Annotated in this window: 3 protein-coding genes; all 3 read left to right on the plus strand. The window is 69.7% G+C overall.

The annotated features are described in order from the left end of the window. Positions 1 to 5 precede the first annotated feature (5 nt). From CFB43_RS36460 to CFB43_RS36470, 3 genes are read left to right on the plus strand one after another with little or no spacing between them, the layout of a single operon-like run. On the plus strand, positions 6 to 1,622 hold the full coding sequence (locus CFB43_RS36460) for an MBL fold metallo-hydrolase (protein WP_089498887.1): 1,617 nt from the start codon (positions 6 to 8) through the stop codon (positions 1,620 to 1,622). Next, entirely contained in the window at positions 1,610 to 5,530 is a 3,921-nt protein-coding gene (locus tag CFB43_RS36465) for a non-ribosomal peptide synthetase (RefSeq protein WP_089498888.1), read from the plus strand. The genes CFB43_RS36460 and CFB43_RS36465 overlap by 13 nt, the downstream gene beginning before the upstream one ends. After that, positions 5,527 to 14,616 carry a non-ribosomal peptide synthetase gene (locus CFB43_RS36470; RefSeq protein WP_089498889.1) on the plus strand — a complete coding sequence of 3,030 codons (9,090 nt, stop codon included), beginning with the start codon at positions 5,527 to 5,529 and terminating at the stop codon, positions 14,614 to 14,616. The genes CFB43_RS36465 and CFB43_RS36470 overlap by 4 nt, the downstream gene beginning before the upstream one ends. Positions 14,617 to 14,672 lie beyond the last annotated feature (56 nt).

Consider the following 14,672-nt stretch of genomic DNA (forward strand, 5'->3'; position numbering starts at 1 on the left):
CTTCGTTGACCATTTCGTCGAGCACGCAGGTCTACCTGCGACACAACATCCAGTTCGAACCGCTGATCAACAGCTGGTACGCGTGGTATCACACGCTGCCGCCGTTGACCGCCGCCCTCAACGTGGCGGAGCGGTTCCTGCCGCTGCTGAAGTCCTATGCCGCATCGCCGATGATGCATGCGGCGGCCTGCAAGGACCCCGCGATGCGCGGCGGGCCGTTCCTCGACCTGGGCGGCCAGCGCGTCGATGAAATCCGCGCGCTGATCGAGCAGACCACCCAACGCGCGGCCCGGCAACTGGAACTGGCGAAGGCCTACAAGGCGTTCTCCACGCTGCTGCTGGAACAGGCCACGGGGATGGCGTCGGACCCGCTCTACCCCGCGATTCCGGAGGTGTTGAAGGGCTATGTCGAGATCTACTACGACCTGAACCACAACCCGTCCTTCCGGGTGTTCGAAAGCCTGCTGTACGCGAGCCCGTTCTATGCGCGCGATGCGCAGAGCATCGCGCTGTCGGCGATCGAGGAGCACACGCCGCGGCCGTTCATCCTCAGCACGCCCCGGCTCCGCGACGATCGCACGGTGTTCTGCAACATGGCGTTCGACGACCGCGCGCTCGACGCGCTGTTCCGCATGCGCGACACGCCCGGCAGCTACGCGAAGATCGTCGACCTGATGCGCGTGGCGGAGCAGGACGAGCCGCTGTTCCGCACGTTCTTCACCGAGGAGGCGCCCGCGCCGAAACCGGATCGTTCGTTCGACGGCGACGACATCCGCATCCGCTACTACGGCCACGCGTGCGTGCTGATCCAGAGCCGCGGCGTGAGCATCCTGATCGATCCGGTGATCAGCTACGGCTACGACACCGCGCTGCCGCGCTACACGTTCGCCGACCTGCCGGACCAGATCGACTACGTGCTGATCACGCACAGCCATCACGATCACATCGTCCTCGAGACGCTGCTGCAGCTTCGCCACAAGGTCAAGACCGTGGTGGTCGGCCGCAATCTCGACGGCTTTCCGCAAGATCCGTCGATGGAACTGGCGTTGCGCAAGCTCGGCTTCGACGACGTGCTGGAAGTTCGGGATGCCCAGGAAATCAAGCTGCCCGGCGGCGCCATCACCGCCATTCCGTTCCTGGGCGAACACAACGACCTGGCGATCCACAGCAAGCAGAGTTTCATGATCCGCTTCGGCTCGCGCTCGGTGCTGTGCATCGCCGATTCGTGCAACCTGGACCCGCGCCTCTACGAGCATGTGTTCCGCCTCGCCGGCAAGCCGGACACGCTGTTCGTCGGGATGGAAACCGAGGGCGCGCCGCCGTCGTGGGTCTACGGCCCGCTGTTTCCGAAGGCGCTGCCGCGCGACATCGATCAATCACGCCGGGCGCGCGGCTGCCAGTTCGGCGAGGCCGCCGCGCTGGTGGACGATTTCGCGTTCAACGCGGCGTATGTCTATGCGATGGGTCAGGAGCCGTGGCTGAACCACCTCCTCGACAACACCTTCGACGAAAACTCGCCCAGCCACATCCAGTCCACCCAGTTCGTCGCGCACTGCCGGGCCAAGGGCATCGCGTCCGAAATCCTGTACGCGAAGAGGGAGATCGTGCTTTGTCAGAACTGAATCTCAACGCGCTCTCGACGAGCGGGCAATACCAGGAACACGTGGCGTTCTGGACCGACGCGCTCGGCCGCCTCGACGAAGATTTCCGCCTTCAGCAGGCGTGGCAGGCGTATGCGCTGCCGCTCGGCCCCGAGCCGGCCCTGACGTTCGCGCTCGACGGCGACGCGGCGCCGGTACTGGAGAGGCTGGCAGCCGGCAACGCGCTGGGTGCGTTCGTCGTGCTGCTGGCCGCGCTGTTCCGCGTGCTGGGGCGCTACGACGGTGCGGCCGGCCTGTTCGTGACGTCGCCGCCCCTGATCGCCGGACCCGCGAGCGGCGCCGCCGAGCCCGTCCCGCTGCTCGACGCCGGCGCGCCCGGCCCCTCGGTTCGCGCGTACCTGAACCAGTTGCGCGACGCGGTGCAGCGCAGCTATTCGTACCAGGATTTCCCGATCGCCGCCCTCGCGCACAAGCTGCATGGCGAACGGCGCGCGACCAACGTCGGCGTGCGCTTCGACGGCCTTCACGAAGCCTGGGCGTCGGCCGACCACGACCTGTCGATCGAGATCCGCCATCGCGAGCGCTACGAGATCGTGCTGACGGGCCGGCCGACGGTGTTCACGCTGCATTATCTGCAGCATCTCGCGCGGCACCTGCACAACGTCGTGGCCGGCTTCGGCGCACTGGACGCGCCGCTCGACACCGTCTCGCTGCTCGACGACGACGAGCGCGCGCGCCTGCGTTCGCAGGCAGCGCCCGTCGCGGTAGAGGGCACCTTCCTGGAACAGTTCGCGCAACGGGTCGCGGCCGCGCCGGACAGCGTCGCGGTGGTGACCGCCGACGCGTCGCTGACCTATGCCGAACTCGACGACCAGGCGTCCCGGCTGGCGAGCTTCCTGCTCGCGGAATACGCGATCGAACGCGGCGACGTGGTGGGCGTGGTGGCCGATCGCTCCGAGCGCTGGATCGTCGGCCTGCTCGGCGCGCTCAAGGCGGGCGCGGTGTATCTGCCGCTCGACCCGGAATTTCCGCGGGAGCGGCTGCGCTTCATGATCGAGGATGCGAAGGTCAAGGCGCTGCTGACGCACTCGGAACACCTGCCGTTGCTCGCCGACTTCTGGGCGATCCCGATGTTCGCGCTCGACTTCCAGCTCGACACGCTGGCACCCGCGTCGGCATCGGCGCCGGTCGAGGTCCGGCCGGACGATGCGGCGTACATCATCTACACGTCCGGCTCCACGGGCGTGCCCAAGGGCGTCGTGCTCGAACACGCAGGGCTCCTGAACATGGCTCGGTACCATGTGGACGCATTCGGTTTCGATGCGGCCGACCGCTTCGTGCAGTTCTACTCCCCGGGCTTCGACGGCTCGATCATGGAGATCTTCGTCACGCTGCTCGCGGGCGCGCGCCTGGTGCTGGCAAAGCCCGCCATGATCCGGGACGTGCCGCGTTTCGTCGACTACCTCGCGCAGCAGGGCGTCACCACGATCAACGCGACGCCGGCCTATCTCGCCGCGCTCGACTGGCAAGCGCTCGGCACCGTGACCCGCGTCATCAGCGCGGGCGACAACGCCCGTGTGGCGGATCTGCGCGAGCTGGCCCGGACCCGCACGTGCCACAACTCGTACGGCCCGACCGAGGCAACCGTGTGCATCGCGGACTACGTGGTCGACCCGGCCGTCACCTACGGGGCCCGCCTGCCGGTGGGCCGCCCGATCCGCAATACGCACCTGTACCTGCTCGACGAACACGGCGGGCTGGCCCCCGAAGGCTGCACGGGCGAGATCTGCGTGTCCGGCATCGCACTGGCGCGCGGCTATGTCGGCCGGGACGACCTGACGGCCGCCGCGTTCGTCGACCATCCGTTCGAGGCGGGCGCGCGCCTCTATCGCACCGGCGACCTCGGCGTCTGGCTGCCGGACGGCAACCTGGAAGTCACCGGCCGGCGCGACACGCAGGTGAAGATTCGCGGCTACCGGATCGAAACGGGCGAGATCGAGGCGGCGCTGAGGCAGCACGCCGGCGTCGCCGATGCGATCGTGTTCGTGCGCGAGGACGCGCCGCAGCACAGGCAGCTGGTGGCCTGCGTCGCGACGGCTGCGGCCAGCGTCGCCAGCCTGCGGGAACACCTGAAGGAGCGTCTGCCCGAGTTCATGGTGCCGGCGTCGATCGTGACGCTCGAGCGCCTGCCGCTGACGCCGAACGGCAAGCCCGACCGCAACGCGCTCGCCGCGCTGGAACTGGCGCCCGTGCCGAGCGAAGCCGCGTACGTCGCACCGGCCAATGACGTCGAGGCGCGCCTGGGCAGGATCTGGTCCGACGTGCTGGGCCGCGAGCCGATCGGCGTGCACGACAATTTCTTCGAACTGGGCGGCGACTCGATCCTGATCATCCAGGTGATGTCGCTGGCCCAGCAAGTCGGGCTCAAGTTCACCGCCGACCAGTTCTTCGCGCATCCGACCATCGCCGAGCTTGCCCGGGTGGCAGTGGACGCGCCGTCGCTGCGGATCGCGCAGGAGCCGGTGGTCGGCCCCGCCCCGCTGACGCCGATCCAGCACTGGTTCTTCGCGCAGGACGTCGCCGATCCGCACCACTACAACCAGTCGACGATGATCGAGGTGCCCGCGTCGCTGCGGCCGGACACGATCGAGCGCGCACTCGCGGCCGTCACGACGCATCACGACGCGCTGCGGCTGAGTTTCGAGCGCGTCGCCGGTGCGTGGCAGCAAGCGCATGCGGCGCCGCCGCTGGCCGTTCCGCTCGGCGTCACGTCGCTGGCGGACGCGGCGCCTGCCGCACGGCAGGCCGCGATGCTCGCGACCGCCACCGGCATGCAGGAAAGCTTCACGCTGTCGGCGCCGCCGCTGCTGCGCGCGCACCTGTTCCGGTTCGGCCCCGACGCGCCGCAACGCCTGCTCGTGGTCGCGCATCACCTGGTGATCGACGGCGTCTCGTGGCGCATCCTGTTCGAGGACCTGTACACCGCGTGCCGCCAGCTCGAAGCGGGCGAAGCGGTGCAGCTCCCGGCCAGGACGACGGCGTGGCGCGACTGGTCGACGCGCCTGTCCGAACTCGGCGCGACCGCGCTCGACGGACTGGGGCTCGACTACTGGCTCCACGGGAACACCGGCGAGCCGGCGTGCTTCGACGACATGCCGGTCGGCACCCGCGCCGACGCAGGCTCGACGGTCGTCGAGTTCGACGCCCAGCAGACGCTCGCGCTGTTGCAGGACGTGCCGCGCGCGTTCAACACCCAGATCAACGAAGTCCTGCTGACGGCCCTGCTGCTCGCATTCGGCGACTGGACCGGCAACGCATCGCTGGTCGTCGATCTCGAAGGCCACGGCCGCGAGGCCCTCTTCGACGGCGTCGATACGTCGCGCACGATCGGCTGGTTCACCACCCACTATCCGGTGTTCCTCAACGCCGGCGACGCCACCGTGGCGGTCGACGCGCTGCGCCACGTCAAGGAGCAGCTGTGCGCGGTCCCGATGCGCGGGCTCGGCTACGGCATCGCCCGCTACCTCGGCCGCGACGCCGGCATCGCGGCCGCGCTGGAACGGCAGCCGCCGGCGCCGGTGCGCTTCAACTATCTCGGCCAGGTCGATCGCGTGCTGGCCGACGACACGGGCTGGAAGCCGGTGCTCGACTTCCAGAGCCCCGAGCACAGCCCGCGCGCGCGTCGCGGCCATCTGTTCGAGATCGACGGGATGGTGTTCGACGGCCGCCTGCGCCTGACCTGGCACTACAACCGCGAGGCCTGCGCACCCGATGTCATCGAGCAGCTGACGCAGTGCTACCGCAGCCGTCTGCTGTCGATCGTCGCGGCCAGCGACGACGGCCCGCGCGCGCTGAGCCCGTCGGATTTTCCGGCCGCGCGCATCAGCCAGGCAGCGCTGGACGCCCTCGTCTCAAGGATCAAATCGTGACATCCCCGACCATTGCCGATATCTACGCGCTCTCCCCGATGCAGGCGGGGATGCTCTTTCATGCCGTGCACGAGCCCGGCGCGAGAAGCAGCTTCAACCAGCTCAGTTGCCGGATCACCGGCAGCCTCGACACCGCGCGGTTTCATGCCGCATGGCAGCAGCTCATCGATCGGCATCCGGTGATGCGTACGTCGTTCCATTGGGAGGAATTCGACACGCCCATGCAGGTCGTGCACGCGCACGCCACGCTGCCGTGGGGGCAGGACGACTGGCGCGACCTGCCGGAACACGAGCAGCGCACGCGGTGGCAAGCGCACCTCGAAAGCGACCTGGCCGAGGGCTTCGCGCTCGATCGCGCGCCGCTCGTGCGCTGTCGCCTGGTGCGCGTGGCCGCCGACGCCTTCCTGTTCAGCTGGAGCCACCATCACATCCTGGCCGATGGCTGGTGCCTGTCGCTCGTCATCGACGAGATTTTCCAGGTGTACGGCGCGCTCGCGCGCGGCGTGCCGCCGGCGCTCCCGCCGGTGCGCCCCTATCGCGACTACATCCAGTGGCTGCAGCAGCACGAGCCGCAAGCCGCGCAGCAATACTGGACGCGCTATCTCGAAGGGTTCCGCTCGCCGACCCCGCTGCCCACGGCCGCACGCGCGGACGCGGGCGAGCGCTTCGGCCAGGGCCTCGCGCAAGTGCAGGCCGACCTGTCGGCCGACCTGAGCGCGCGCCTGCGGCAATTCGCGGCCCGCCATCACGTCACCCTCAATACGCTCGCGCAAGCGGCCTGGGCGCTCGTGCTGTCGCGTTACAGCGGGGAGACCGACGTGGTGTTCGGCGCCGTCGTGTCCGGGCGCGGCGCCCCTCTGCCGGGGATCGAAACCATGCTCGGCCTGTTCATCAATACGGTGCCGGTGCGGGTGCGGGTCGACCCGAGGCAGCCGCTGGTGCCGTGGCTGAAGATGATCCAGGCGCGCGTGGCCGCCCGCGCGCCGTTCGAGCACACCCCATTGCCCGACATTCAGCGCTGCAGCGAAGTGCCGCCGTCGACGCCGCTGTTCGAGAGCAACATCACGTTCATGAATTACCCGCTCGACGCGTCGCTCACGCATGGCGCGCACGGGCTGGCGGTCGACGAGGTGCAGCTCTACAACCGCGCCGACATTCCGCTCGAATTCGTGGTGACGGCGCGCGACGACTGGAAGATGGAACTGTCGTTCGACCCGCGGCGCTTCGACGAAGACACGATGCAGCGGATGCTGGGCCACGTGGCGGCGACGCTCGACGCGTTCGCGGCCGAGCCGAACCGGCTGCTCGGCCGCGTGCCGATCTTGCCCGAGGCCGAACGCCGGCAGTTGCTGGAGACCTTCAACGACACCGCCGTGCCGTTCGACGCCGCGCATACCGTGGTGCATCGCCTGGAGCAGGCGGCCGCGGACCACCCCGAGCGGCCGGCGGTGGAGTACCGCGATAGCGTCCTGAGCGCAGGCGAACTGAACGCGCGCGCCAACCGCATCGCGCACCGCCTGCTGGCTGCCGCCGAGCTGGGGCCGGACGCGCTGGTCGCGATCTGCATGCACCGGTCCGCACGGCTGATGGAGGCGATCCTCGCCGTCTGGAAGTGCGGCGCCGCCTATATTCCGATCGACCCCGACTATCCGGCGGCGCGCATCCGCACGATTCTCGAGGATTCCGGCGCCGCCCTCGTGATCACCTGCGACGGGCTCCTCCCTCCGGAGCTGGCCGCGATCGCGCCGGTCGTGTCGCTCGACGCCGTCACCGATATCGACAACGACACCAATCCCGGCCGCCCCGTGTCGCCCGACAGCCTCGCGTACGTGATCTACACGTCCGGCTCCACCGGCAAGCCCAAAGGGGCGATGGTCGAGCACGCCGGCATGCTGAATCACATGCTCGCCGAGATCGACGAGTTCTCGATCTCGGCGCATTCGGTGATCGCGCAAACCGCGCCGCATTGCTTCGATATTTCGGTCTGGCAATTTTTCACGGCGCCGCTCGTCGGCGGCAAGACCGTGATCGTCGACGACGACTGCATTCGCGATCCCGCGCGTTTCGTCGCGTACCTTGACACCACGCGGATCAGCCTCCTCGAACTGGTGCCGTCCTATCTGTCCGCCGTGCTCGACCGCGCGTCGGAACGGCCGGCGCTGCTGCGGCACCTGCGGCACCTGCTCGTCACCGGCGAGATGGTCAGCCCGGCCCTGGTGAAACAGTGGTTCGACGTGTTCCCGGCGATTCCGCTGGTGAACGCGTACGGCCCGGCCGAAGCGTCCGACGACGTCGCGCAGCACCGCATGACGTGCGCGCCGGCCACGCCTTACGTACCGGTCGGCAAGCCGATCCGCAACGTGCGCCTCTACGTCGTCGACCCGCAGATGAACCTGTGCCCGATCGGGATTCCCGGCGAGCTGTGCGTGTCCGGCGTCGCCGTCGGCCGCGGCTATCTGAACGACGAGGCCGCCACGCGGGACGCGTTCGTCGAGGATCCGTTCCATCCGGTGCGCGGGGTCCGCCTGTACCGCACCCGCGACATCGGCTGCTACCTGCCCGATGGAACGATCGTGCTCCACGGCCGCCAGGACCACCAGTTGAAGATCCGCGGCTACCGCATCGAGCTCGGGGAGATCGACAACGCGCTGGCCGCCATTCCGGAAATCCGCCAGGCGGCCGCGCTCGACTATCGCGACGAGGCCGGCCGCGCCGCGCTGTGCGCGTATGTCGCGTTCCGCGACGGCGCGTCGCTGAGCGACGCCGCGATCGCCGCCGCGCTGTCCGCCACGCTGCCGGACTACATGGTGCCCGGCATCTACGTGGTGCTCGACGCGCTGCCGCTGAGCGGCAACGGCAAGATCGACCGCAAGGCGCTGCCGCCGCTGGACCGCGCGCGACTCGCCGCCACCGCGCACGCGCCGACGCCGCCGCGCACGCCCACCGAGACGCTGCTGTGCCGCATCTGGGGCGAGGCGCTGGGCATTCCGTCGCCCGGCATCCACGACAACCTGTTCGCGCTGGGCGGCGATTCGATCCTGAGCATGCGCATCGTGTCGCTGGCCGCGAAGGCGGGCCTGAAGCTCACCACCCGGCTCATCTTCCAGCATCCGACGGTGGCCGAACTCGCCGCCGTGGCCACGCGCGGCACGGTCGGCGCGGCGACGTTCGTCGCGTCGTCCGGCCCGCTGCCGCTGACGCCCATCCAGAAGCGTTTCTTCGCGCAGCACCAGGACGACCCGAACCAGTACAACCAGGCGGTCCTGCTCGACGTGCCGGCGGATGTCGATCCGGTCCTGCTGCGCCAGGCGCTGCGGCACGCGGTCAAATGGCATGACGCGCTGCGGCTGCGCTTTCGCGCAGGCGCGTCCGGCTGGAGCCAGGAAGTCGTCGACGATCCGGAAGTCCCCGTCGTCGTGTCCGACATCGCGCGCGATCAGCTCGCGCAGCACGTCGCGCAAGCGCATGCGAGCCTGAATCTCGCAGACGGCCCCGTCGTGCGCGCCGACCTGTTCCGCCTGGACGCAGGCCGTTCGCTCCGCCTGCTGCTGGTCGCCCATCATCTGGTGGTCGACGGCGTGTCGTGGGGCGCGCTGCTCGAAACCGTGTACGACGCCTATACCCGCCTGCGCCACGGCAAGGCGCCCGAATTCGCGGGCGGCAGCGCCACCTGGACCGCCTGGACCCGGGCGATCTCGACCTGGGCCGGCTCCGGCGCCGCCGACGCCGACCTCGCTCACTGGCAGGCGCTGGCGCGTTCCGCGCTGCCGGGCCTGCCGCTCGATCGCGATGCGCCTGCCGACGCCAATACCGTGGCGTCCGCCGAAACGATCGTGGTCGAGCTCGGCGAAGCCGCGACGACGGCGTTGCTGGGCGCCGCGCCCCGCGCGTACGACGCGCAGATCAACGACGTGCTGCTGGCCGCGCTCGCGCGGGCCGTCAGCGACTGGAGCGGATGCGCCGACGTCCTGCTGGATCTCGAAGCGCACGGGCGCGAGGAACTGATCGACGACCTCGACATCTCGCGCACGGTGGGCTGGTTCACGTCCGTGTTCCCGGTCATGCTGACGGTCGATGCCGGTTCGCACGATCCGGCCGACCTGGTCGCATCGGTCAAGGCGCGACTGCGCGCGGTGCCGAATGCGGGCATCACCTGCGGCCTGCTGCAAGACCGGCTCGACGGCCCGCTTCCGCGGCCGCGACTGCAGTTCAACTACCTGGGTCAGACCGACCAGCTGTTCGCCGCCGCACGCGACTGGAAACAGGCCGCGGAGCCGAGCGGGGACGGCCGCCACGCGACCCAGCGGCGCGAGCACCTGCTCGACATCAACGCGTACGTGACCGGCAACCGCCTGCACGTGGCGTGGGAATTCAGCCGGGCCTGCCACGACGCGGACACCATCCTGCGCGTCGCGCAAGCCTACATCTCGGCGCTCGAATCCTTGGTCGCCGGCCATGCCGTCCCGTCCGCGTCGACCCGGCCCGCGACCGGCTTGCCGCAGGCGCCGGCGTCGGTGCGGCCGGACGAGGTCGCCGACGTCTACCCGCTGACACCGACCCAGCAGGGCATGCTGTTCCACAGCCTGTACGAACCCGCGTCGGATGCGTACTTCAGCAGCCTGAATTTCCGGATCGACGGGGCGCTCGACGTCGAACGGTTCCGCCGCGCGTGGGAGACCGTGGCGCACCGGCACGACATCCTGCGCACCGCGTTTCACTGGGAAGACATCGAAAGCCCCGTGCAGGTCGTGCATCGCCGTGTCGACTTGCCGTGGCATGAAGAGGATCTGCGCGCGGTGTCCGCCGCGGAGGCCGAGCAGCGCTGGGACGCCTACGTGGCGCAGGACCGGGCGCGCGGCTTCGACTTTGCCCGCGCGCCGCTGATGCGGCTCGCGCTGTTCCGCGTGGGCGAGCACGCGTGGCGCTTCCACTGGAGCCATCACCACATCCTGCTCGACGGATGGAGCTCCGCCCGCCTCCTGAGCGAAGTGGCCGCCGCCTATCAGGCGCCGCCGGCCGAAGGCGCGCCGCAGCGGGACGCGCCGCCCGCCTTCGCCGATTACGTGCGCTGGCTGGCGCGCCAGGACGCCGCCGCCGCGGAACGTTTCTGGAAGACGAAGCTGGCGGATTTCCCGGCGACGACGCCGCTCGTGCTGGGCCGCCCCGAACTCGACGGCACGGCCGCGCCGGGCGCGTACGTGGAAGAGGCGCTGCTGCTCTCCGAAAGCGCCACGCAACGACTCGTCGCGTTCGCGCAAACACGCCGCCTCACCCTGAATACACTCGCGCAGGGCGCGTGGGCGCAATTGCTGAGCCGCTACAGCGGCGAATCGGACGTCGTGTTCGGCACGATCGTGTCCGGTCGTCCGGCGTCGCTGCCGGCGTCGGACGAAATGGTCGGGCTGTTCATCAACACGCTGCCGGTGCGGGTGCGCATCGACGCGCGCCCGACGTCCGCGTGGCTGGCGCAATTGCAGCTGGATCTCGCGCAGCAGGAGGACTATGCGCACTATCCGCTGGCCGACCTCCAGAAATTCGCCGGCCTGCCGCCCGGCGTGCCGCTCTTCGACAGCCTGCTGATCTTCCAGAACTATCCGGTGGAAGAAGCGCTGGCCGATGCGCTGCCCGGCCTGCGGATCGGCGCCTTCCAGGTGTCCGATCCGAACAATTACCCGCTGACGCTGGTCGTGACGCCGGGCAAGCGCCTGTCGCTGCAGGTGCTGTACGACGACGGCCGGTTCGATCGCGACACGATCGTCCGCCTGCTGCGCCATGTCGAGACCCTGCTCACCGGCCTGGCCGGCGCGGACGATCGGCCGAACCGCAGCGTTGCGCTGCTCACCGCCGCCGAGCGGGACGCCCTCCTGCGCGGCTGGAACGACACGTGCGCGCCGGTTCCGGCCGACCGGACGCTGCCCGAACTGATCGAGGCCGTCGCCGCCGCGCATCCGGAGCGCATCGCGGTGCGCTGCGGCACGGAGGTTCGCACCTATCGGGCGCTCGTCGAAGGCGCGAACCGGATCGCCGCGCGGCTTCTGCACACGGCGACGCTGCAGACGGACGACCGGATCGCCGTCTGGATGCCGCGCTCGCCGCTGATGCTGGAAACGATCCTGGCGATCTGGAAGTGCGGCGCGGCGTACGTTCCGGTCGATCCGGCCTATCCGGCCCAGCGGGTCGAGACCCTGCTGACGCTGGCCCGGCCGGCCATCATCGTCGGCACGGACTGCCGGCCGCCGCCGGCGCTTGCGTCGATCCCGCTGGTCGATCCCGCCCGCCTGCCCGCCCGTCAGGATGCCGAAGCGCCGACGCCGCGCTGCCGGCCCGCGGACCTCGCCTACGTGATCTTCACGTCGGGTTCGACCGGCCAGCCGAAGGGCGCGATGGTCGAACATCGCGGCATGCTCAATCACGTGCTCGCGATGGCGCGCCGGGTCGGGCTCGACGCGCGGAGCGCGGTCGCCCAGACCGCTTCGCACTGCTCCGATATTTCGATCTGGCAGTGCTTCGCGGCGCTGGCGTCGGGCGGCACGACGGTGATCTACCCCGATGCCGTGATCCTCGAGCCCGCACGCCTGATCGACAGCCTGCACCGCGACCGCATCACGGCGATGCAATTCGTGCCGTCCTATCTCGCGACCTTCCTCGGCGAACTGGAACGGCACGCGGCACCGGCCTTCCCGCACCTCGACACGCTGCTGACGATCGGCGAAACGCTGCAGCCCGCCACCGCGCAAGCGTGGTTCCGCCTGAATCCGGCGGTCCGGCTCATCAACGCGTACGGGCCGACCGAAGCGTCGGACTCGGTCGCGCATTACGGCATGACACGCGCGCCGGATCGGCCGGCGATTCCGATCGGCCGGCCAATCGAGAACCTGCGCCTCTACGTCGTGGACGCCGACATGAATCCGTGCCCGGCCGGCGTCAAGGGCGAGATCTGCATCGGCGGCGTCGGCGTCGGGCGCGGCTACCTGTTCGACGAAGCCCGCACGCGGGCGGTGTTCCGCGACGATCCGTTCAGTCCGGAACCGGGCGCGCGCCTGTATCGCACCGGCGACATCGGCTGCTTCGACGCGGACGGCAATCTCCACTTCTTCGGCCGCCGCGACTTCCAGGTCAAGATCCGTGGCTATCGCATCGAGCTCGGGGAAATCGAAGCCGCGCTGACCGGTCTCGCGGGCATCTCCCACGCCGTCGTGGTCGCCCGCGAAACGTCGGATGCCGAAATGACCCTGTGCGCCTACGCGTCGGGAACCGGCTGGACGCCCCCACGCGTGCGCGACGCACTGCGCGACACGCTGCCGGCGCATATGGTGCCCGACACCGTGATGCTGCTGCCGGCGCTGCCCGTCATGCCGAACGGCAAGGTCAACCGCGCCGCGCTGCCGCTCCCCGATGCCGCGTCGGTGCCCGACGGCGTGCCGGCCGAACCGCGCACGCCGGTCGAAGCGGCGCTGCTGCGCCTCTTCGCCGAGGTGCTCGGCCGCCGGCCGAACGGCGTCGACGCCGATTTCTTCGAGCAGGGCGGCCAAAGCCTCAAGGCGATCCAGCTGGTCAGCCGGATCCGGCGCGAACTGAAACGGGACGTCACGGTCGCCGACATCTTCCATGCGCCGACGCCGCGCGCGCTCGCGCGGAAGCTGGCTGCCATGCCCGCCGACGGCGCCGACCACGACGACGCGATCATCCCGGCGCTGGCCGTGCAACCGTCCTACGCGGTGTCTCGCGCACAGAAGCGGATCTGGCTCGCCAGCCGCGGCGCGGATCCGTCCACGTACAACATGGCGGGCGCGCTGCAACTGGACGGCGCCGTCGACACGGCGCGCCTCGTCCGTGCGTTCGACCTGCTGGTCGATCGCCACGAGAGCCTGCGCACCGTGTTCGCGATGATCGAAGGCGAGTTGCGGCAACGCATCCTCAGCCGCGAAGCCTCCGGCTTCCGGGTCGAGCAGCGCGATCTCGCGGACGATGCCGGGCCGCAGGCGATCGATGCGCTGATTCGCGCGGCAGGCGAGCAGCCGTTCGATCTCGCGTCGGGGCCGCTGTTTCGCGTCACGCTGGTGCGGCTCTCGCCGGTGAAGCACCTGCTGCTGCTGAACATGCACCACGTGATCTCGGATGCGTGGTCGATCCGCGTGCTGACCGACGACCTGCACGCGCTGTATGCCGGACACGACCTGCCGCCGCTGTCGATCCAGTATCGCGACTACGCCGCATGGCACAACGCGAGCCTCGCGGGTCCGCGTGCCGCCGCGCATCGCGCGTACTGGCTCGCGCAACTGGCGGCGCCGCTGCCCCGCCTGCAACTGGCATCCGACTTCCCGCGTCCCGAGCGGCCCGGTCATGCCGGGCAGGCACTCGAAGTCGAACTGCCGGCGCCGCACGCGGCGGAACTCGCGACGCTGGCCCGCGCGCACCATACGTCGCTCCATGCGGTGCTGCTGGCGTCGTTCTGCGTGCTGATGCACCGCTATACGGGGCGTGAGGACATCGTCATCGGCAGCGTGTCGGCCGGGCGCGACAGCGAGCCGCTCGAATCGCAGATCGGCGTGTATCTCAACACCGTCGTGCTGCGCGTGCCGGTGCGGGCATCCTCGACCGTCGCCGACGTGATCGACGGCGTGGCGACAGCCTCCGCGCAAGCGCTGGAGCATGCGTCCTATCCGTTCGACGTGTTGCTGGAAGACCTGAAGATCCGCACCCCGGCGGGCCATTTTCCGATCTTCGACATTCAGGTGAACCACGTGTCGATGCCGGCGCCGCAGCCCGGCCTGCGCATCACGGACATCTCACCGGCGGACACGACGGCCAAGTTCGACCTGTCCTTCCAGGTCGTGGAAAGCGAAGGCCGGCACCTGATCCAGTTCATCTACAACACGCACCTGTTCCGCCCGTCGACCATCGCCACGATGCGCGATCGACTGCTCGCGATCCACGACGTCTTCCGCCGCGACCCAGCCACGCCGGTCGATCGCATCCCGCTCTCCGGCGAGGCCCCCGCCGCCGGCCCACGGGCCCGGGTCGGCCTGCGCCTGAAGCGCGCGCCCGAGGTCACGGCCGACGACGCGCTCGAGGAGAAGACGTGATGCGGATCGTCCCGAGTTCGAGCGGCGCGCGCCGTGCGCGCCGCTTCGGGTTGTTT

Origin of the sequence: Burkholderia sp. AU15512 (assembly GCF_002223325.1) — a bacterium.
Lineage (GTDB): Bacteria > Pseudomonadota > Gammaproteobacteria > Burkholderiales > Burkholderiaceae > Burkholderia.